The 18708-nt window shown below is 71.2% G+C and carries 16 protein-coding genes; 12 read left to right on the top strand and 4 right to left on the bottom strand.

Annotation, left to right across the window (positions count from 1 at the left end):
- The first annotated feature begins 55 nt into the window (after positions 1 to 55).
- From panC to ACZ6K0_RS17890, 9 genes are all read left to right on the top strand, one after another.
- Complete coding sequence (panC, locus tag ACZ6K0_RS17930; RefSeq protein WP_376407210.1) at positions 56 to 991, top strand: pantoate--beta-alanine ligase; 936 nt, start codon at positions 56 to 58, stop codon at positions 989 to 991.
- A complete protein-coding gene (locus tag ACZ6K0_RS17925; protein ID WP_469230674.1) occupies positions 988 to 2682 on the top strand; it encodes an L-aspartate oxidase in 1695 nt (564 codons plus the stop codon). Before panC ends, ACZ6K0_RS17925 begins: the two co-directional genes overlap by 4 nt.
- Entirely contained in the window at positions 2683 to 3705 is a 1023-nt protein-coding gene (gene nadC / locus ACZ6K0_RS17920) for a carboxylating nicotinate-nucleotide diphosphorylase (RefSeq protein ID WP_376406817.1), read from the top strand.
- Positions 3705 to 4511 (top strand): type III pantothenate kinase, encoded by an 807-nt coding sequence (locus ACZ6K0_RS17915; protein WP_376406815.1) that lies wholly within the window; start codon positions 3705 to 3707, stop codon positions 4509 to 4511. Before nadC ends, ACZ6K0_RS17915 begins: the two co-directional genes overlap by 1 nt.
- A gap of 141 nt (positions 4512 to 4652) precedes the next feature.
- Entirely contained in the window at positions 4653 to 5252 is a 600-nt protein-coding gene (locus tag ACZ6K0_RS17910; RefSeq protein ID WP_376406813.1) for a hypothetical protein, read from the top strand.
- Positions 5253 to 5266: 14 nt separating this feature from the next.
- Positions 5267 to 5446, top strand: a complete 180-nt coding sequence (locus ACZ6K0_RS17905) for a hypothetical protein (RefSeq protein ID WP_469230671.1) — start codon at positions 5267 to 5269, stop codon at positions 5444 to 5446.
- 121 nt (positions 5447 to 5567) lie between these two features.
- On the top strand, positions 5568 to 6038 hold the full coding sequence (locus ACZ6K0_RS17900; protein WP_469230669.1) for a BlaI/MecI/CopY family transcriptional regulator: 471 nt from the start codon (positions 5568 to 5570) through the stop codon (positions 6036 to 6038).
- A gap of 9 nt (positions 6039 to 6047) precedes the next feature.
- Positions 6048 to 6593 (top strand): amino-acid N-acetyltransferase, encoded by a 546-nt coding sequence (locus ACZ6K0_RS17895; RefSeq protein WP_376406807.1) that lies wholly within the window; start codon positions 6048 to 6050, stop codon positions 6591 to 6593.
- Between the two features lie 189 nt (positions 6594 to 6782).
- Entirely contained in the window at positions 6783 to 7115 is a 333-nt protein-coding gene (locus tag ACZ6K0_RS17890) for a histone-like nucleoid-structuring protein Lsr2 (RefSeq protein WP_017240029.1), read from the top strand.
- On the opposite strand, the gene ACZ6K0_RS17885 is transcribed toward ACZ6K0_RS17890, so the two are convergent.
- Positions 7094 to 7708: an SCO3374 family protein gene (locus ACZ6K0_RS17885; RefSeq protein WP_376406805.1), complete on the bottom strand. Its 615-nt coding sequence runs from the start codon at positions 7706 to 7708 to the stop codon at positions 7094 to 7096. The two genes, ACZ6K0_RS17890 and ACZ6K0_RS17885, sit on opposite strands and share 22 nt — an antisense overlap.
- Before the next feature lie 518 nt (positions 7709 to 8226).
- Here ACZ6K0_RS17885 and ACZ6K0_RS17880 point away from each other — a divergent pair.
- A complete protein-coding gene (locus ACZ6K0_RS17880; RefSeq protein ID WP_376406803.1) occupies positions 8227 to 10749 on the top strand; it encodes an ATP-dependent Clp protease ATP-binding subunit in 2523 nt (840 codons plus the stop codon).
- 76 nt (positions 10750 to 10825) lie between these two features.
- On the opposite strand, the gene ACZ6K0_RS17875 is transcribed toward ACZ6K0_RS17880, so the two are convergent.
- The gene (locus tag ACZ6K0_RS17875; protein ID WP_469230666.1) at positions 10826 to 13834 is read right to left on the bottom strand and encodes an NACHT domain-containing protein; all 3009 of its coding nucleotides are present in this window, start codon (positions 13832 to 13834) and stop codon (positions 10826 to 10828) included.
- Between the two features lie 476 nt (positions 13835 to 14310).
- On the opposite strand from ACZ6K0_RS17875, the gene ACZ6K0_RS17870 reads away from it, so the two are divergent.
- Positions 14311 to 15027 carry a M23 family metallopeptidase gene (locus tag ACZ6K0_RS17870; protein WP_469230664.1) on the top strand — a complete coding sequence of 239 codons (717 nt, stop codon included), beginning with the start codon at positions 14311 to 14313 and terminating at the stop codon, positions 15025 to 15027.
- 22 nt (positions 15028 to 15049) lie between these two features.
- Here ACZ6K0_RS17870 and ACZ6K0_RS17865 read toward each other — a convergent pair whose 3' ends face one another.
- Positions 15050 to 15613, bottom strand: coding sequence for a TetR/AcrR family transcriptional regulator (locus ACZ6K0_RS17865; protein ID WP_376406797.1), 564 nt, complete (start codon positions 15611 to 15613; stop codon positions 15050 to 15052).
- Positions 15614 to 15716: 103 nt separating this feature from the next.
- On the opposite strand from ACZ6K0_RS17865, the gene ACZ6K0_RS17860 reads away from it, so the two are divergent.
- Positions 15717 to 17294 carry an MDR family MFS transporter gene (locus ACZ6K0_RS17860; protein ID WP_469230662.1) on the top strand — a complete coding sequence of 526 codons (1578 nt, stop codon included), beginning with the start codon at positions 15717 to 15719 and terminating at the stop codon, positions 17292 to 17294.
- An 83-nt stretch (positions 17295 to 17377) separates the two neighbouring features.
- Here the strand turns inward: ACZ6K0_RS17860 and cseC are convergent, their stop codons facing one another.
- On the bottom strand, positions 17378 to 18697 hold the full coding sequence (gene cseC, locus ACZ6K0_RS17855; protein WP_376413507.1) for a two-component system sensor histidine kinase CseC: 1320 nt from the start codon (positions 18695 to 18697) through the stop codon (positions 17378 to 17380).
- Positions 18698 to 18708: the final 11 nt, after the last annotated feature.

Genomic DNA, 18708 nt, shown 5'->3' with positions numbered 1-18708 from the left:
GGACCTGGAGTACGCGGCCGCCCACCACGGCCTGCCCGGCCACAACGCCGTCGTCATGACCATGGGCGCCCTCCACGACGGCCACGCCACCCTGATCCGCGCCGCCCGCGAGCGCGTCGGAGCCAAGGGCTTCGTCGTCGTCACCGTCTTCGTCAACCCGCTCCAGTTCGGCGCGGGCGAGGACCTCGACCGCTACCCCCGCACCCTCGAAGCCGACCTGGAGCTGGCCTTCGACGCCGGTGCGAGCGTCGTCTTCGCGCCCTCCGCCGACGAGGTCTACCCGGGCGGCGAGCCCCAGGTCAGGATCACCGCGGGCCCCATGGGCGAGCGCCTCGAAGGCGCCTCCCGGCCCGGACACTTCGACGGCATGCTGACCGTCGTCGCCAAGCTCCTCCACCTCACCTCGCCCGACCTGGCCTTCTTCGGCCAGAAGGACGCCCAGCAGCTGGCCCTGATCCGGCGCATGGCCCGCGACCTGAACTTCCCGGTCGAGATCGTCGGCGTGGAGACCGTCCGCGAGACCGACGGCCTCGCCCTGTCCAGCCGCAACCGCTACCTGTCGGCCGAGGAGCGCCGTACGGCCCTCGCGCTGTCCGGCGCGCTGTTCGCCGCCCGCGAGCGGCTCGCCGCCCAGGAGGCGCTGCGCGCGCGTGCAGCCTCCCTGCCGGGCGCCCAGGGCCGGGCCGAGAACCGCGCGGAGGCGCTCTCGCGGCTCGGCGAGGCCCGGGCCGCCGCCGACGCCCACGCGGTCGCGCAGGCGGCCGAGGGCGGCGCCGCCGAAGCCGTCCGGGCCGCCGCCCGCGCCGTCCTCGACGACGCGGCGAGGGCCGAGCCGCCGCTCAGCCTCGACTACCTGGCCCTCGTCGACCCGGCCGACTTCACCGACGTCGCCGGCGACCACGACGGCGAGGCGGTCCTCGCCGTCGCCGCGCGGGTGGGGACCACGCGCCTCATCGACAACATCCCCCTGACCTTCGGAGCCACCAAGTGACCGGAATACGGCTGCACGCGCCCGCACCGGGCTGGGCCATCGACGCCGATGTCGTCGTGGTCGGCTCCGGCGTCGCGGGCCTCACCGCCGCCCTGCGCTGCACCGCCGCCGGGCTCCGTACCGTCGTCGTCACCAAGGCCCGGCTCGACGACGGCTCCACCCGCTGGGCGCAGGGCGGCATCGCCGCCGCGCTCGGCGACGGCGACACCCCCGAGCAGCACCTCGACGACACCCTCGTCGCCGGTGCCGGGCTCTGCGACGAGGAGGCCGTGCGGCTGCTCGTCACCGACGGCCCCGCCGCCGTCCGCCGTCTCATCTCGACCGGCGCCGACTTCGACAAGACCGCCGACGGCGAGATCGCGCTGACCCGCGAGGGCGGCCACCACCGCCGCCGCATCGCCCACGCCGGCGGCGACGCGACCGGCGCCGAGATCTCCCGCGCCCTGGTCGAGGCGATACGGGACCGGGGGGTGCGCTTCATCGAGCACGCCCTCGTCCTGGACCTCCTCACCGACGCCGAGGGCCGTACGGCCGGGGTGACCCTGCACGTCATGGGCGAGGGCCAGCACGACGGCGTCGGAGCCGTCCACGCCCCCGCCGTGGTCCTCGCCACCGGCGGCATGGGCCAGGTCTTCTCCGCCACCACCAACCCGGCGGTCTCCACCGGCGACGGCGTCGCGCTCGCACTGCGCGCCGGGGCCGAGGTCTCCGACCTGGAGTTCGTCCAGTTCCACCCGACGGTCCTGTTCCTCGGCGCCGACTCCGAGGGCCAGCAGCCGCTGGTCTCCGAGGCGGTCAGGGGCGAGGGCGCGCACCTGGTCGACGCCGACGGGGTCCGCTTCATGCTCGGGCAGCACGAGCTGGCCGAGCTCGCGCCCCGCGACATCGTCGCCAAGGCGATCACGCGCCGGATGCAGGAGCGGGGCACCGAGCACATGTACCTCGACGCCCGTCACTTCGGCGCCGAGATGTGGGCGGAGCGCTTCCCCACGATCCTGGCCGCCTGCCGCCTCCACGGCATCGACCCGGTGACCGAGCCGATCCCGGTCGCCCCCGCCGCGCACTACGCCTCCGGCGGCATCCGCACGGACCTGCGCGGCCGGACCACGGTCCCCGGCCTGTACGCGTGCGGCGAGGTCGCCTGCACCGGCGTCCACGGCGCCAACCGGCTCGCCTCGAACTCGCTCCTGGAGGGCCTGGTCTTCGCCGAGCGGATCGCCGAGGAGATCACGGCCGCCGCCCCGCGCGTGCCCGGCGCCCCGGTGCCGCACCCGGCCCCGGTGACCCTGCCGCTGCCGGTGGCGGGCGCCCGGACCCGGATCCAGCGGGTCATGACGGCCGGTGCCGGGGTGCTCCGCTCCGAGCGCAGCCTGCGGGAGGCCGCCGAGGCCCTCGACGCCCTGCACAGCGACGCCCTGGCGGGCGGCAGCGACGACACCAAGGCGGCCGAGCCCGGCGTGGAGTCCTGGGAGACCACCAACCTGCTGTGCGTCGCCCGGGTCCTGGTCGCCGCCGCCCGCCGCCGCGAGGAGACCCGCGGCTGTCACTGGCGCGAGGACCACCCCGACCGGGACGACACGGCCTGGCACCGGCACCTCGTCGTCCGTCTCACCCCGGAGCGGACCCTCGACGTCCGCACCACCGACACCCCCGACTTCCCCCCGACCCTCGACGCCCCCAGGGAGCCGTAAGTGACCACGCCCGAGGAAGCCCGTCCCGAGCCCGTGGACGTCCCTCTGATCCAGATCAGCGCCCCCTCCGCGGCCCCCGAGGCCGGCGGCTGCGGCGACGGCTGCGCCTGTGGCGAGGGCGAGGAGTTCGAGTGCGGGCTCGACCCCGCGCTCGCCGAGCTCCTCGCGGACGCCGGCCTCGACCCCGTACAGGTCGAGGACATCGCCCACCTCGCGATCGCCGAGGACCTCGACGGCGGCGTGGACGTGACGACCGTGGCGACCGTCCCCGAGGAGGCCGTCGCCACCGCCGACTTCACCGCCCGCGAGGCCGGTGTCGTGGCGGGGCTGCGGGTCGCCGAAGCCGTCCTGTCGATCGTCTGCACGGACGAGTTCGAGGTCGAGCGGCACGTCGAGGACGGCGAGCGCGTCGAGGCGGGGCAGACGCTCCTCAGCGTCACCGCCCGCACCCGCGACCTGCTCACCGGCGAGCGCAGCGCGCTCAACATCCTGTGTCGCCTCTCCGGCATCGCCACCGCCACGCGCGCGTGGGCGGACGCCCTGGAGGGCACGAAGGCCAAGGTCCGCGACACCCGCAAGACGACCCCGGGGCTGCGCGCCCTGGAGAAGTACGCGGTGCGCTGCGGCGGCGGCGTCAACCACCGCATGTCGCTCTCCGACGCGGCCCTCGTGAAGGACAACCACGTGGTGGCGGCCGGCGGCGTGGCCGAGGCCTTCAAGGCCGTACGGGAGCTGTTCCCCGAGGTGCCGATCGAGGTCGAGGTCGACACGATGGACCAGATCGGCGAGGTCCTGGACGCGGGCGCCGACCTGATCCTGCTCGACAACTTCACCCCCGGCGAGACCGCGGAGGCCGTCGCGCTGGTCGCGGGCCGCGCCGTCCTGGAGTCCTCCGGCCGGCTGACCCTGGAGAACGCGGCGGCGTACGCGGCGACCGGTGTCGACTACCTGGCGGTCGGCGGGCTCACCCACTCCTCCCCGATCCTCGACATCGGCCTCGACCTGCGCGAGGTGCGGGCCTGATGCTGCTCACCATCGACGTCGGCAACACGCACACGGTCCTCGGCCTCTTCGACGGCGAGGAGATCGTCGAGCACTGGCGGATCTCCACGGACCCGCGCAGGACCGCCGACGAGATGGCGGTCCTGCTCCAGGGCCTCATGGGCATGCACCCCCTGCTCGGCGTCGAGCTGAGCGACGGCATCGAGGGGATCGCCATCTGCGCGACGGTCCCCTCGGTGCTGCACGAGCTGCGCGAGGTGACCCGCCGGTACTACGGGGACGTGCCGGCGGTCCTGGTGGAGCCGGGCGTCAAGACGGGCGTCCCGGTCATCACCGACAACCCGAAGGAGGTCGGCGCGGACCGCGTGATCAACGCGGCCGCGGCGGTCGAGCTGTACGGCGGTCCGGCGATCGTCGTCGACTTCGGCACGGCGACGACGTACGACGCGGTCACCGCGCGCGGCGAGTACGCGGGCGGGGCCATCGCGCCGGGCATCGAGATCTCGGTCGAGGCGCTCGGCGTGAAGGGGGCCATGCTCCGCAAGATCGAGCTGGCCCGCCCGCGGAACGTGATCGGCAAGAACACGGTCGAGGCCATGCAGTCGGGCATCATCTACGGCTACGCGGGCCAGGTCGACGGCGTGGTGGCGCGGATGAAGCGCGAGCTCGTCGGCCCGCAGGGCGACCCCTCCGACGTCACCGTCATCGCCACGGGCGGTCTCGCCCCGATGGTCCTCGGCGAGTCGGCGGAGATCGACGAGCACGAGCCCTGGCTGACCCTGATCGGCCTGCGGCTGGTGTACGAGCGGAACGTCTCCCGGATGTGAGGGCGGAGCCCTGCCCGGTGGTGATCATTCCGGCCGCCCGGTAGCGATCATTCCGGCGCGCCGGAATGATCGCTAAGAGAAAATTGTCCGATTAGCGCGTATCGTCGGCCCATGCCCACGCCATACGGATCTCGCGGCGGCATGGCATTCAGTGCGGACGAGCTGCGTGTGCTCCGACGCGCCCTTGCCATCGCCCTCCACCCTGCCCCCCTCCAGGACGAGGACGTCCAGGACTGCCTGCGCCTGGCCGAATCCGTGGACGAGGCGGTACGCGAGGCCGGCCGGCTGCGCGCCTTCCTCCTCGACGACCTGGCCCGCTACCGCGAGGCCCTCCCCGGGTCGCTCACCGGCTATCTGGGGCTCCTCCGGGACGCCCTGAGCGCCGGGTACGACCCCGGGGTCGACGACCTCGCCGCCCTGCGCGCCCTGCGCGGCAACCCGGCCGCCGCCGAGCTGCTCGCCCGCTGCCGGATCCTCGCCGAGCGCTCCGTCCGCGCCCGGCTCGCCAGGGTCTCCCAGGCGACGGGCTCCACCGCCCCCGCCGTCCCCGTCGGTGCGGCGATCGCGCGCGCGCGGCTGCTCGCCCTCCCCGGCGGGCGTGCGGCGGCCGACGAGCCGAAGCCGAACCCGCCGTCCGGCCCCACCCCCGGTGAGCGCCCGGTGCCCAAGCCCTCCGAGGTGTTCCCGCCGCGCCGACGGCCCGTACCCCCGCCCCCGCCCGAGGAGCGGGTCGCCGGATAGCTACTCTGGACGGCATGGACTACGTATCCGCGCTCCTGCCCCCCGTCGTGATGGCCGCCTTCTTCATCGGCCTCGTCGTCACGATCGTCAAGAGCCAGGGCGGCCCGAACAAGGCCAAGGAGGACGCGGCCGTCGACGCCGCGATCGCCCGCGCCGAGGCCACCCGCCAGACGGACGGCGCCGCCACTTCCTAGGCTCCGCGCCGAAGGCACCGCATCACCGGGACGTGCGACCTTTCGAGGTCGCGCGTCCTTTTTGTTGCGTTTCTCGACGGAAATAGCCGCTTGTCAACCCTTTGCGAACTAAGGTGGCACTGTGCCCCGTCCATTGGGAGAGCTTGAGGACGCCGTCATGACGCGCGTCTGGCAATGGAACCGACCGGTGACCGTCCGGGAAGTTCTGGAAGACCTCCAGCAGGAACGGTCCATCGCCTACACCACCGTCATGACCGTCATGGACAATCTCCATCAGAAGGGCTGGGTGCGCAGGGAAGTCGACGGCCGCGCCTATCGATATACGGCGGTCTCCACCCGGGCCGCATACTCGGCCGCGCTGATGAACGAGGCCTGGGCCCAGAGCGACAACCCCGCCGCCGCCCTCGTCGCCTTCTTCGGCATGATGTCGCAGGACCAGCGCGAGGCACTGAACGACGCCATCCGTATCGTCCAGCGCGACAACCCGCTCCCCGCCCCGCCCGAAGAGGCCGCGGAGACCGCTCGGGCCGCGAAGGCCGAAGAAGCCGTGTCCGACAAGGGCGCCGACGGATCCGAGGGCCAGGAGCGATAGCGTCCCCCCATGTCGCCGTCTGCTTCCCCGGCCGCTTCCGCGGCCTCCGCCAAAGCCGTCACCGTACGCAGGGCCCGCACCAGTGATGTCGCCGCGGTCCGCCGGCTCGTCGATCCTTTCGTCCAGCGCGGCATCCTTCTCGACAAGGCGACCGTGACCCTTTACGAGTCCATCCAGGAGTTCTGGGTCGCGGAACGCGACGAGGACGCCACGGTCGTCGGTTGCGGCGCTCTGCACGTCATGTGGGAAGACCTCGCGGAAGTCCGCACACTCGCCGTCGACGCCGACTTCAAGGGAGCCGGCGTCGGACATCAGGTGCTGGACAAGTTGTTGCACACCGCCCGATGGCTCGGGGTGCGGCGGGTATTCTGCCTGACCTTCGAAGTCGACTTCTTCGCGAAGCACGGCTTCGTCGAGATCGGCGAGACCCCGGTCGACGGAGATGTCTACAGCGAGCTCCTCCGTTCCTATGACGAGGGCGTCGCCGAGTTCCTCGGTCTCGAACGAGTGAAGCCGAACACCTTGGGCAACAGTCGCATGCTTCTGCACCTGTGACCCGGAACCCCGCGGCGAACCCGATGCGAACCCGAAGCGATCCCCAAGCGATCCCGAACCGGATCCCTATGTCCGAATCGCGCATGTTTCCCGCGCCGTCGGGGTTCTGAACCTCTCCCAGGGGTTTGTGTTTTTCCGGGAAAAGCGGTTTCCTTTCCGCGTACTGCATTTTCGATGAAAGGAAATCCGGTGGCACAGAAGGTTCAGGTCCTTCTTGTCGACGACCTCGACGGCGTCGAGGCGGACGAGACGGTGACGTTCGCGCTGGACGGCAAGACCTACGAGATCGACCTCACCACCGCCAACGCGGAAAAGCTCCGCGGCCTGCTCGAGCCGTACACCGCGGGCGGTCGTCGTACCGGAGGCCGCACCACCGGTGGGCGTGGAAAGGGCCGTGTCGCGGCCGGTAGCCCCGACACCGCCAAGATTCGCGCGTGGGCCAAGGAGAACGGCTACGACGTGAACGACCGCGGTCGTGTGCCCGCCACCGTCAAGGCCGCCTACGAGGACGCGAACCGCTGAGGCGACAGCTGCTGAGGCGCCGGGCCACCGGTCCGGGCACTCAGCAGCCGCGCCCGGTGGCACTCCGCGGCGGCTGCGGCCACGAGGCGCACCAGGCAGGGGGCGTCCGCACCGCTCCAGGGCGCGGACCGCAGGGCCGGCAGCGAGGACTCCACCTCGCGCCCCGGCACGGGCGCCCGCAGCCAGACCGCGGCACCCGGCGCGCCGGAACCGCCCCGCCCCGGGGGGAGGGGCGCGGTCATCCGGCCGTCGGTGCCCAGGATCGCGAGATCCAGTGAGATCCCGCCCCACTCGAGCCAGTCGAGCAGCCCAGGGAGCTCCTCCGCGCTCCCCGCGGCCACGAGCAGCCGCATCCGGCGCCCCATCAGGGCCACCGGACCCGTCGCGGCGCCCATCCGGCGCAGCACGCCACGGCCGGCCGCCGCTGGCAGCTCCAGGACGTCGAAGCGCAGCCCCGTGACCAGCTGTACCGGGGGGCCGGCCACCGCCGCCCAGCCGAGCTCGTGCTCGTACCACCGCGCCAGACCGCCGGCGTCGACACCATCGCCATCGCCGTCGAGCGGCGAGCGGGGGAACGGGACGGTGAAGGCCATGCCCTGGGCAACTCCCGCGAAGCCCTCTTGGTTACGCCCGCGACCCGTCGGCGACCCGCCCGCGATCCGTCCTCGGTGACGTCCGTGGCGACGTTCGCGGTGACGCACGGTCCCGCTCCGGACGCGCAAGGTGTCCGTGATGGGGCGTACGGGCGCATTCGGCAGCGCAAGGTTGTTCGCTGGTAGCGGAGGGAACCGGGGTGCGCCGCATGGAGTGTCAGTGCTTACGGGTAAGACATTCCTAGTGGAGAGGGGCGACTCGCGGGCTTCTGCGTCTCACGTTCGCCATCGGCGTACTCAAGGCGCGGGTAACTACTTGGCCTGCGGGAACATCGTCTCGCACCATCGGGTTGGAGCATTTGTCGGTTGTTCGGCGGCAGGTCTCCCCGCGGAAGAGGGGTGATCCGGACGGATGTCGGCAGTTGGAATGAGCGGTCCCCGCTTGCGGGACTAAGCTGCGGAAGGACAGGGAGGGGATCGACCCCTAACTGACTGACCGCTCTGAGGAGCGATTAACGATGTTCGAGAGGTTCACCGACCGCGCGCGGCGGGTTGTCGTCCTGGCTCAGGAAGAAGCCCGGATGCTCAACCACAACTACATCGGCACCGAGCACATCCTTCTGGGCCTTATCCACGAGGGTGAGGGTGTCGCCGCTAAGGCCCTGGAGAGCCTCGGGATTTCGCTCGAGGCGGTCCGCCAGCAGGTGGAGGAGATCATCGGTCAGGGGCAGCAGGCCCCGTCCGGGCACATCCCCTTCACTCCTCGTGCCAAGAAGGTCCTGGAGCTCTCGCTCCGCGAGGCCCTCCAGCTCGGCCACAACTACATCGGCACCGAGCACATCCTGCTCGGCCTGATCCGCGAGGGCGAGGGCGTCGCCGCCCAGGTCCTCGTGAAGCTGGGCGCCGACCTCAACCGGGTGCGGCAGCAGGTCATCCAGCTGCTCTCCGGCTACCAGGGCAAGGAAGCCGCCACGGCCGGCGGCCCTGCCGAGGGCACCCCCTCGACGTCCCTGGTCCTCGACCAGTTCGGCCGGAACCTCACCCAGGCGGCCCGCGAATCCAAGCTCGACCCGGTCATCGGGCGCGAGAAGGAGATCGAGCGGGTCATGCAGGTGCTGTCCCGCCGCACCAAGAACAACCCGGTCCTCATCGGCGAGCCCGGCGTCGGCAAGACCGCCGTCGTCGAGGGCCTGGCGCAGGCCATCGTCAAGGGCGAGGTGCCCGAGACCCTCAAGGACAAGCACCTCTACACCCTGGACCTCGGCGCGCTGGTCGCCGGCTCCCGCTACCGCGGTGACTTCGAGGAGCGCCTGAAGAAGGTCCTCAAGGAGATCCGCACCCGCGGCGACATCATCCTGTTCATCGACGAGCTCCACACCCTCGTGGGTGCGGGTGCCGCCGAGGGCGCGATCGACGCCGCCAGCATTCTCAAGCCGATGCTGGCCCGCGGTGAGCTCCAGACCATCGGTGCCACCACGCTCGACGAGTACCGCAAGTACCTGGAGAAGGACGCGGCCCTCGAGCGCCGCTTCCAGCCCATCCAGGTCGCCGAGCCGTCGCTGCCGCACACCATCGAGATCCTCAAGGGTCTGCGCGACCGGTACGAGGCCCACCACCGGGTCTCCATCACCGACGAGGCCCTCGTCCAGGCCGCGACCCTGGCCGACCGGTACATCTCGGACCGCTTCCTCCCGGACAAGGCGATCGACCTGATCGACGAGGCCGGCTCCCGGATGCGCATCCGCCGGATGACCGCGCCGCCGGACCTCCGCGAGTTCGACGAGAAGATCGCCGGCGTCCGCCGGGACAAGGAGTCCGCGATCGACTCGCAGGACTTCGAGAAGGCCGCCTCTCTCCGTGACAAGGAGAAGCAGCTCCTCGCCGCGAAGGCCAAGCGCGAGAAGGAGTGGAAGGCCGGCGACATGGACGTCGTGGCCGAGGTCGACGGCGAGCTGATCGCCGAGGTCCTCGCGACCGCCACGGGCATCCCGGTCTTCAAGCTGACCGAGGAGGAGTCCAGCCGCCTGCTCCGCATGGAGGACGAGCTCCACAAGCGCGTCATCGGTCAGAAGGACGCCGTCATCGGCCTGTCGCGGGCGATCCGTCGTACGCGTGCCGGTCTGAAGGACCCGAAGCGCCCCGGTGGCTCGTTCATCTTCGCCGGTCCGTCCGGTGTCGGTAAGACCGAGCTTTCGAAGGCCCTCGCCGAATTCCTCTTCGGCGACGAGGACGCGATGATCTCCCTCGACATGTCGGAGTTCAGCGAGAAGCACACGGTTTCCCGTCTCTTCGGTTCGCCGCCCGGATACGTCGGCTACGAAGAGGGCGGCCAGCTCACCGAGAAGGTGCGCCGCAAGCCGTTCTCCGTCGTCCTCTTCGACGAGGTCGAGAAGGCCCACCCCGATATCTTCAATTCCCTTCTCCAGATCCTGGAGGACGGTCGCCTGACCGACTCCCAGGGCCGGGTCGTGGACTTCAAGAACACGGTCATCATCATGACGACCAACCTCGGGACCAGGGACATCTCGAAGGGCTTCAACCTCGGCTTCGCGGCCCAGGGCGACACGAAGTCCAACTACGAGCGGATGAAGGCGAAGGTCAGCGACGAGCTGAAGCAGCACTTCCGCCCCGAGTTCCTCAACCGTGTGGACGACATCATCGTCTTCCCGCAGCTGACGCAGGACGACATCCTCCAGATCGTCGACCTGATGATCGGCCGCGTGGACGAGCGCCTGAAGGACCGGGACATGGGCCTCGAGCTCTCCCAGTCCGCGAAGGAGCTGCTGTCCAAGAAGGGCTACGACCCCGTGATGGGCGCCCGGCCGCTGCGCCGGACGATCCAGCGCGAGATCGAGGACACGCTGTCGGAGAAGATCCTCTTCGGCGAGCTGCGCCCCGGTCACATCGTGGTCGTGGACACGGAGGGCGAGGGCGACGAGAAGACGTTCACCTTCCGAGGCGAGGAGAAGTCGGCCCTGCCGGACGCCCCGCCGATCGAGGCCACGGGCGGCACGGGCCCGAACCTCTCGAAGGAAGCGTGACGCTCCGCTGAGCCGGTAGCGCTGAAGGGGCGGCCCCGGAACCTGAACGGTTCCGGGGCCGCCCCTTTCCGCGTGCTCAGGTGAGGATGCGTACCGTCGGCGCGAGGTGCTCGGTGCCTGTCAGATGCACGTCGTTGGCGTGGACCTCCGCCAGGCCCGCCAGCCCCGCCAGCGGGGCCACGTCCACCTCGCGCTCGGGGTCGGAGAAGAACGCGAACACCTGGAGTCCGGGAAAGGCCCGCACAGCCTGCTCGAACCGCGGCGTCTCGTCGTGGGCGGAGATCACGATCTCGCTGATCCACGGGAGGACGACATCCTCCGGGAGTGTTTCGAGATCCACGGCCGCGACGACGACCTGCCGGAGCTGCGTCAGCAGGGTCATCTCCCGCCAGTCGTCCGCGGTGATCGCGTGGGCATCCCAGAGCGTGAGCTGGCGGAGCCGGGAGGCGGAGCGCAGGCCCTTGATGCCTTCCGCCGGCCAGCCGCCGAAGGAGAGTGTCCGCAGAGGAGCCCTGGAGGGGAGGCCGCTCAGGCGCCAGAACACGGCGTCGGAGAACTCCAGGGACAGTGTTTCGAGCCGGGTGAGGCCGGCGAGCGGGGTGAGGTCGGGGTCGTCGCCCTCGCGCGTCAGGAACAGCATGCGCGGGTCGCAGGCGGTCAGGAGTTCCTCCAGCGCCCCGCCCGAGACGCCGTCGCCGATCTCCAGCCGGTCCGGGGTGATGCCGAGCCGCAGCAGCTCGGCCGCCTGGTCGTCGTGCACGACGGTGAAGTGCAGCTCGGTCGGGTCGATGACGGCGATGACCGCCTCGGCGTACGTGAGGGTGTCGAAGCGCTGCCACCCCCAGACGAGCTGGGCGCGGACGTCGAGCGTGGATCCGCGGGCGAAGCCGGCCAGGTAGGGGATGGCGGCGTCCGAGGGGATGTGCGTCGCGGTGGTCACCGCCATGAGGGCTTCCTCGTCCCCCAGCCCCTCCGGGCCCGGGAGCAGGTCCAGCACCATGCGGCCCGCTGTCGCCAGCTCGCGGGCCTCGTCGGCCGTGGGGGGCGGGACCAGTTCCGCCGTACGGGACAGGACCTGTTCCCGTACCTCCGGTGTCACCTCGGTCGCGTGGGTCAGCGCGGTCGCCGCCAGGATCAGGAGGCGGAGCTGGGTCCGGTGGTCCTCGGCGGCGTCCGCCGCCTTCAGGAGCTCGCGGAGGATCTCCGCGCACTCGTGGGGGCGGGCGTGGCCCACCGCCATGCGGATGACGTCCTCCCAGGTGTCGTCCGCGGCGTGCTGGATCAGGACGCCGATGTCCCAGACGTCCACCAGGGCCTTGGCGGCCAGGTAGTCCTGGAAGGTGCGGTGGACGAAGTCGATGGTGTCGGCGGTCGGTTCGCGCAGCAGGCCGCTGCGGTGGAGGAGGTGGGCGAAGACCCGGTCAGGGGCGTAGGCGGATGCCTCGACCATGGCGGGGACGGCCTCCGCGATGACCGACTCGGCGTGGGCGCGGTCCATCTGGAGCCGGCCGTTCCGAGTGAGCCAGTAGGCGAGCCGCTGGACCAGCTGGATCTGCGGGGCCGCGTCCAGGTCGATCCCGTACGGGTTCGCCATGCCCCGCTCCCGGTCGCGGCGGGACAGGAGCATCGAGAGCGCGGACTCGTAGAGCGCCTTGCGGCCCCGGGGCAGGTAGCCGCGCCGGTCGAGGTGTAGGGCGCAGACGAGGCCGCACATGAGGGGGTTGGTGGCGAGCTGGGCGACGTGTTCGGTGGTGTGGAGCGCGTCGAGGAGCTGCTGCTCGTACGGCTCCGCCTCCGGCCCGGCGGCCCGGTGCCACCGGCGTACGAAGGTGGCGACCTCGGTGCGGGACATGGGGGAGAGGACCAGATCGGTGAAGCCGTCCCGGGCCAGCCAGTCGTTGCCCACGGCGGTGGGGCGGGCGGTCACGAGCCAGCGGTTGCCCTCGTACGCGCTGAGCAGGTCGCGGAGCCACTCGCGGGCCCGCCCGCGCTCGGTCTCGGGGATCTCGTCGATGCCGTCGACGAGGACCAGCCCCCGCCCTGAGGCCAGGACCCGGTCGGCCCAGCCGTCGGGCGGGGTGAGCGGGCAGCCGGCGGCGGAGAGGAAGCGGTCGGGGGCCGGGAGCCGCTCGCCGTGGCGGGTGAGGGTGCGCAGGGGGAGGACGAAGGGGACGCGGCCGTAGAGGTACGCCATGCCGTCCGCGCGGTCGTCCGAGGCGGCGGAGACGGTCAGCCACTGGATGAGGGTGGTCTTGCCCGAGCCGGCGAGGCCCCGCAGGAGGACCTTGTCGTGGCGGGCGAGGGCGTGGTCGGCGCGGAGGTGGGACTTGGCGAGCTCCTGCCGTACGGGGATGGGCACCGTCGGCTCGACGGGGCCCGCCGCCTCAAGGGACAGGTACGCCACGTCCAGCGGCCATTCCTTCGCCGAGTGGTGCAGATCGATGCCGTAGATCGTCAGGCTGCCGTGTTTCTTCGCCAGGTGCGCCAGGTACCGCCGCTCGAAGGCGGCGTCCTGTGCGGTCGTGGTCGCGGTCCCGGTGAGAAGTGCGTCGACCTTGGCGATCAGCTCCGCCTGGCCGCGGGTCTGCTCGACCAGGCTGCGCGCCACGAACGTGGACCTCTGGGTGAAGAACTCCAGGATGTGGAGGCAGGCCCACTCGGTCATCGACTCCAGGTAGAGGACCGAGTCCGTGGAGAGGCCGTCGGGGGCCGGGGCCGCCGCGCGGAGGCGGCGGGCGAGGGCGTGGTGGCCGAGGCGGACCGCCTGGACGTCGTCCATGTCGAGGTCGCCGAGGGCGAGGAGGGCCGTCCCCAGGGTGTGGGCGACGGCCTCGGTCTCGTCCGCGGGGAACGGGGTCTCGCCGCCCTCGCCCAGGGAGCGCGCGACCAGCGTCGCCGCGAGCCCGCGGACGTCCTTCTCCGTCAGGGTGCGCTTCTCGCCGCGGAAGGAGACGAGGCCGGACAGCCGGATCGGGCGCGACTTCCCCGTGAGCCCCGCCCCTGGACCGTCGCTGACCAGCAGTTTCTTCAGTAGCGGGCCGATCGCGGCCGACGCGAGCCGGGTGCCGATGAGTGCCGGTTCCATGCCTGTCCCCCTGAAGATCCCCGAATCGGCCAGCGTAGTGCGGGACGGCCTTCCGGGTGGCTCGGTTGCGTGACCCAGGTCCCATTCGCGACCGGCGCCGGGTGACAAGGCGCACAGGCGTTTCGAGGGGTACTAACCGGAATAGTGGCGACGTTTAGGAGTGATTCGGGACGTTTAGGGATCAAGCGCCGGGCCTTTGGTCCCGGAGGGTCCCGAACCGGGCGGTGCGCGGCCTTTCGGGCAGTTCCGGCCGCCCTCGACGTGCGGTTAAACCGTTTCTCTTGTGGCGGTATGTCCGCTTTCAAGGGTTGAAGCCAAGGCCGTCAAGACCCGATCTCCCCCGGAGATCGCTACGACGCAATGTCGTAGATGGGGTGTTTTGGGCTGGGCGGGGGTCCGGGTTACCAAGGATGAGCAAGCCCGGCGCAGCGCACCGTTCGCGTCGGGTCCCGTACTTCCCGGAGGTTTTCCCCCGTATGTCGAAGCGCGTCATGAACCCCGCCGTCCGTATCACCGCCGTCGCTCTCGCCACCGCGGGTCTCGGAGCGTCGCTGGTGGCCGGAGCAGGGTCCGCCTTCGCCGCCGAGGGCAAGGCCGTCGCCCCGGTCTCCGTGACGACCGCGTCCGCCGCGGTCGCGGCCCAGGCCGAGACCCAGGCGCACGTCGCCGCCCAGGTGAAGGCCGCCGCCGCGAAGGCCGCCGCCCAGAAGGCCGCCGTCACCAAGGCCGTCGCCGTGAAGGCGACGCCCGTGAAGGCCGCGAAGAAGGCGACCCCGGCCTGGGTCAAGCCCGTCACCTCGTACACCCTGAGCGCCAGCTACAACCAGGGCGGCGCCATGTGGGCCCACAAGCACTCCGGCCAGGACTTCGCCGTCCCGACCGGCACCCCGGTCAAGGCCGCGGGCGCGGGCACCGTCGTGAAGGCCGGCCCGAACGGCGGCGGCGACGGCCCCGCGTACGGCAACGCGATCGTCGTCAAGCACGCCAACGGCACGTACTCGCAGTACGCCCACCTGTCGAAGATCAAGGTCAACGTCGGCCAGAAGGTCGCCGCCGGTCAGCAGATCGCCCTCTCGGGCAACACCGGCAACTCCTCCGGCCCGCACCTGCACTTCGAAATCCGTACGACCCCGAACTACGGCTCCTCCGTGAACCCGGCCGCCTTCCTGCGGTCGCACGGCGTGAGCATCTGACCCGAAAGGGCAGAGCAACCCCTCAGTGCGCTTCGTGCGCCTGGGTGAGCAGATCGAGGGCGACTTCGAGGACGGCCGCGCGCTTGTCCTCGGAGTCGCCCTCGACGTTGTCCATGAAGAACATCCCCGCGTGCAGGGTGAAGATCGCACTCACGCAGCGGACCCGGTCCAGCACGGCGAAATCGGGCTCCTGGACCAGGCCGCTCAGCTCCAGCATCCGCTCCTTGAAGGTCATGCCGATGCTCAGCTCGCGCACGGCCGCCTGGTTCTCCTGCATGAAGCGGAACAGCGGATACGCGCCGATCAGGGATGCCTGGTAGCGGCGCAGGATCTCCTCCCTGACCTCCAGCGTGCGCGGCTGCTCCCGCGCCCAGGCGATCAGCTCGTCCACGGGCCGGGTGAGGTCCTGGAAGATGCCGATGATGATGTCTTCCTTGGTCTTGAAGTGGTAGTAGAGCGCGGCCTTGGTGACGTCGAGGTGCTCGGCGATCTCGCGCAGCGAGGTCTTCTCGTAGCCCTGCTCGGCGAAGAGTGCGAGGGCCACGTCCTGGATGCGCTGGCGGGTGTTGCCTCGTGCCTGGGCCATGACTGCTCTCGCTCTCCGACTTTTACTTACTTGACGACCGGCTAGTTGCGGGTCTACCGTCCCCATCCTAGTAACTAGCCGGGCGGCAAGTAAGGGGATGGCGATGGCGACCACAGAGGCGGGGCAAGCGGTCGAGGGGAAGGAACCGCCGGCACGCAGTGTCCGAGTCGTCCTCCTCGCCCTGATGATCGCGATGCTGCTCGCGATGCTGGACAACATGATCATCGGCACCGCGATGCCGACGATCGTCGGTGAGCTCGGCGGCCTGGAGCACCTGTCCTGGGTCGTCACCGCCTACACCCTGGCCACCGCCGCCTCCACCCCGCTCTGGGGCAAGGTCGGCGACATGTTCGGCCGCAAGGGCGTCTTCCTCACCTCGATCGTGATCTTCCTGATCGGCTCGGCGCTCAGCGGCATGGCCCAGGACATGGGCCAGCTCATCGGCTTCCGCACGATCCAGGGCCTCGGCGCCGGCGGTCTCATGGTCGGCGTCATGGCCATCATCGGCGACCTGATCCCGCCCCGCGAGCGCGGCAAGTACCAGGGCATGATGGCCGGTGTCATGGCCCTCGCGATGATCGGCGGACCGCTCGTCGGCGGCACCATCACCGACCACTGGGGCTGGCGCTGGTCCTTCTACATCAACCTGCCGCTCGGCGCCGTCGCCCTCGCCATGGTCACCACCGTCCTGCACCTGCCGAAGAAGCAGCGCGCCACGGGCACCCGGATCGACTTCCTCGGCGCCGCACTGCTGACCGTCGGCATCACCGCGATCGTCCTCGTCACCACGTGGGGCGGCACGGAGTACGCCTGGGGCTCGGCCACCATCGTCGGCCTCGCGGTCGGCGGAGCCGCCGCCCTCGCCGCCTTCCTGTGGGTGGAGACCAAGGCCGACGACCCGATCGTGCCGCTGCACATCTTCCGCAGCCGCAACTTCACCCTGATGTCCCTGATCGGCTTCATCACCGGCTTCGTGATGTTCGGCGCGGTCCTCTACCTGCCGATCTTCCAGCAGTCCGTCCAGGGCGCCTCGGCGACCAACTCCGGCCTGCTGCTCCTGCCGATGCTGCTGGCGATGATGGTCGTCTCGCTGGTCGTCGGCCGGTTCACCACCAGCACCGGCAAGTACAAGATCTTCCCGATCGTCGGCGGCGTCCTCATGACGGCCGGTCTCTTCCTGCTCTCCACGATGGACACCGGCACCTCGCGGCTGACGTCCGGCGTCTACATGGCCCTCCTCGGTGCCGGCATGGGCTTCCTCATGCAGATCACCATGCTCGTCGCGCAGAACAGCGTCGAGATGAAGGACATGGGCGTCGCCTCCTCCTCCACCACCCTCTTCCGGACGCTCGGCTCCTCCTTCGGCGTCGCGATCATGGGCGCGCTCTTCACGAGCCGTGTCCAGGACGAGATGGCGGCGCGCGGCGGGTCCGGGCTCACGGAGCGGACCGCCCAGCTCGACGCGGCGAGCCTGGCCAAGCTGCCGGGGGAGCTGCGCGAGGGCTACCAGCACGCGGTCTCGGCGGGCACCCACTCCGCCTTCCTGCTGGCCGCGGTGGTCTCCGTCCTCGCCTTCGCCTTCGCCCTCTTCGTCAAGGAGGTCGCGCTGCGCGGCGCGGGTCCGGCGGAGCCGAAGGCGACGGAGGGCGACGACGCCCCGAAGGTCGCCGAGACGGTCTGAGGCGGCTCGGACGCTCGTGTACGACGGTGGGGCCGGTCCCGAAAGGGGCCGGCCCCACCGCCGTGTCCGTTCCACGGACCGCGTCAGTCCGGCAACTGCCCCAGCATCGGGAAGCTGCCCGTGTTCGTCGGCGCGTGGTCCGGCAGCCACAGCACCGCGATCGCGCCGCCGACCCCCTCGGGTCCCGTCGCCGAGGCCACGTTCCGGAAGGTCAGCCGGGCGCCGAGCACCCGCGCCTGGCCCGCCGCGATCGTCAGCCCCAGACCGTGGCCCTGGCCCGCGCGGTCGCTCGTCCCCGTACGGAAGCGGCTCGGGCCCTCCTTGAGGAGCGCCTCGGGGAAGCCCGGACCGTGGTCGCGGACCCGTACGACCCGGCCCTCGACGGTGACCTCCACCGGCGGCTTGCCGTGCTTGGCGGCGTTCGCCAGGAGGTTGCCCAGGATGCGCTCCAGGCGGCGCGGGTCGGTGTTCACCCAGGACTCGTGGACGACCCGGACGACCACCTCCGGATCGAGCGACCGCACCCGCCGCTCCACGAACTCGCCGAGCGCGATCTCCTGGAGCTCGGCCCGCTCCGACGCGCTGTCGAGCCGGGCCACCTCCAGGACGTCCTCGACCAGCGTCCGCATGGCCTGCGCCCGGTCCCGTACGAGCTCGGTCGGACGCCCCGGCGGCAGCAGCTCGGCCGCCGTGAGCAGCCCGGTCACGGGGGTGCGCAGCTCGTGCGCGATGTCGGCGGTGACCCGCCGCTCGGCCTCGATCCGCTCGTTCAGGGCGTCGGTCAGGGCGTCGACCGCCCGGGCCAGCTCGTCGGTCTCGTCCCGGACGACCCCGCCGATCGCGTCCCGTACGCGGACGTCCGTATTGCCCTGGGCGACCCGCCCGGCCGCGGCGGCGGCCTTCCGCAGCCGCCGCGAGAGCTGGCCGCCGATGAGCACGCCGAGCGCGCAGCCGCCGAACACCACCGAGACCGAGCCGATGACGAGCGCCCGGTCCAGATCGGTCATGATCGCCGCGCTGCGGTCGGCGAAGGGGATGTGCAGCGACAGCACGTCGCCGTTGGCGAGCGGCACCGCGGCCCACACGTCGGGCGGCCCGCCGTGCCGGTGCTCCTGCACGAAGGTGCCGCGCCGCCGGTCCTGCATCAGATGGTCGAGCTGGGGCGGCAGCGCCGGGTCGTTGATCTTCGTGCCGAAGCGGGGCTCCTTCGGCTTCGACGTCTCGTACATCCGCTGGGCGAAGAGCAGCCGCTCCATCTGCACCTCGCGGGCGTTGTCGAGCATCGAGATGCGGGCGGCGTTGTGCACGACCACGCTCAGCGTGACCGCGATGAGCGCGCCGACCGCCGCGATGGCGACGGCGATCTTCCAGCGGACCCCGGTACGGAGCGCGCGCGGCTTCACGGGTCGGAAGG

The organism is Streptomyces sp. NPDC042346 (assembly GCF_055581845.1).
The sequence above is the reverse complement of the archived record's forward strand: the minus strand, read 5'-3'. Positions and strand labels throughout refer to the sequence as shown.

What these genes read in the sequence shown, in the direction of transcription:
- ACZ6K0_RS17895 (WP_376406807.1), top strand. Translation starts at nt 6,048, where the DNA reads ATGTCGCCGTCTGCTTCCCCGGCCGCTTCCGCGGCCTCCGCCAAAGCC.
- ACZ6K0_RS17875 (WP_469230666.1), bottom strand. Translation starts at nt 13,834, where the DNA reads ATGGAACCGGCACTCATCGGCACCCGGCTCGCGTCGGCCGCGATCGGC.
- ACZ6K0_RS17865 (WP_376406797.1), bottom strand. Translation starts at nt 15,613, where the DNA reads ATGGCCCAGGCACGAGGCAACACCCGCCAGCGCATCCAGGACGTGGCC.
- ACZ6K0_RS17915 (WP_376406815.1), top strand. Translation starts at nt 3,705, where the DNA reads ATGCTGCTCACCATCGACGTCGGCAACACGCACACGGTCCTCGGCCTC.
- ACZ6K0_RS17860 (WP_469230662.1), top strand. Translation starts at nt 15,717, where the DNA reads ATGGCGACCACAGAGGCGGGGCAAGCGGTCGAGGGGAAGGAACCGCCG.
- ACZ6K0_RS17905 (WP_469230671.1), top strand. Translation starts at nt 5,267, where the DNA reads ATGGACTACGTATCCGCGCTCCTGCCCCCCGTCGTGATGGCCGCCTTC.
- ACZ6K0_RS17870 (WP_469230664.1), top strand. Translation starts at nt 14,311, where the DNA reads ATGTCGAAGCGCGTCATGAACCCCGCCGTCCGTATCACCGCCGTCGCT.
- ACZ6K0_RS17880 (WP_376406803.1), top strand. Translation starts at nt 8,227, where the DNA reads ATGTTCGAGAGGTTCACCGACCGCGCGCGGCGGGTTGTCGTCCTGGCT.
- ACZ6K0_RS17885 (WP_376406805.1), bottom strand. Translation starts at nt 7,708, where the DNA reads ATGGCCTTCACCGTCCCGTTCCCCCGCTCGCCGCTCGACGGCGATGGC.
- ACZ6K0_RS17910 (WP_376406813.1), top strand. Translation starts at nt 4,653, where the DNA reads ATGGCATTCAGTGCGGACGAGCTGCGTGTGCTCCGACGCGCCCTTGCC.
- panC (WP_376407210.1), top strand. Translation starts at nt 56, where the DNA reads ATGACCATGGGCGCCCTCCACGACGGCCACGCCACCCTGATCCGCGCC.